This window comes from Vibrio sp. 1249-1 (assembly GCF_033340495.1).
The window spans coordinates 1-918 of sequence record NZ_JAWOWJ010000235.1 but is presented as its reverse complement, the minus strand read 5'-3'; the positions used below and the strand labels follow the sequence as shown (position 1 = coordinate 918).

Here is a 918-nt window from a genome sequence, read left to right as displayed (position 1 = left end):
CTGAGCTAGACGCTATCTTAAAAGGGGAGTTAGATATCACCGTCATGCGTATGAATGATGATACTGGCATTGCGATGGCAGAGGCGATCAAATGGGGTTTGGAAGGTAAACCTGTACCAACGGTGTACTCTGGGGACTTCGAAGTTGTGACCAAATCAGATTCCCCTGAGCGAATTGAAGCTCTCAGAAAACGTGCATTTAGATACTCAGATAATTGATGACAATTACATCAAAGCTAAAAAAGCGTCGCTCGCTGTCGACGCTTATAACTAAAATTATTATTCTCGTTCTTGCTCCGATCATTTTAGGCATTTTCGTTCAGAGTTATTACTTCTCCAAACAGATCATTTGGCAGGAGGTCGACCGAACCAAGCAGCAAACGTCTGCGTTGATTCTGAACATTTTTGAAAGTCATTTTGCAGCGATTCAGATCCATCACGACAGCAATTCGAAAAGTGATGTGATTTTGGATTTTTACTCGGAGCGAAATGAAGAAGCCTTAAATTACTTCTTTCTCAGCATTGATCAGAGTGATCCTTCGCACACGCCTGAATTTCGTTTTCTCACCGACCATCAAGGTATTATTTGGGACGATGGGAACGCGCATTTTTATGGCATCAACGACTCAATGCTGGATGGCCTGACTAGCAAAGTCACGTTCAGTAATAATTGGTATTACGTCACGTCAATCACGTCAATGGGTGCTCGTCACTTGTTGCTACGCCGCGTTCCTGTGTTAGAGCCGAAAACGGGCGAAGTGATGGGGTATTCGTACAACGCGGTCGTCTTGGATAATAACTTCGCCTTGATGGAGAAGTTAAAAAACGAAGGCAACGTCGACAATGTTGTGCTGGTGGCGAACGACATTCCTGTGGCGAGTTCACTAGCAGGGGATGAGTCATACAAAATCTTTGATGT

Annotated in this window: 1 protein-coding gene and 1 pseudogene; both read left to right on the top strand. The window is 44.1% G+C overall.

Features of this window, described 5'->3' with window-relative positions; all coding sequences use genetic code 11:
* Nucleotides 1–218 (top strand): annotated as a pseudogene (locus R7Z50_RS25500) (ABC transporter substrate-binding protein); the annotation flags it as partial.
* A partial coding sequence (locus R7Z50_RS25495; RefSeq protein ID WP_318149476.1) for a LuxQ periplasmic sensor domain-containing protein occupies nucleotides 218–918 on the top strand: 701 nt, incomplete at its 3' end. The pseudogene R7Z50_RS25500 and the gene R7Z50_RS25495, both read left to right, overlap by 1 nt.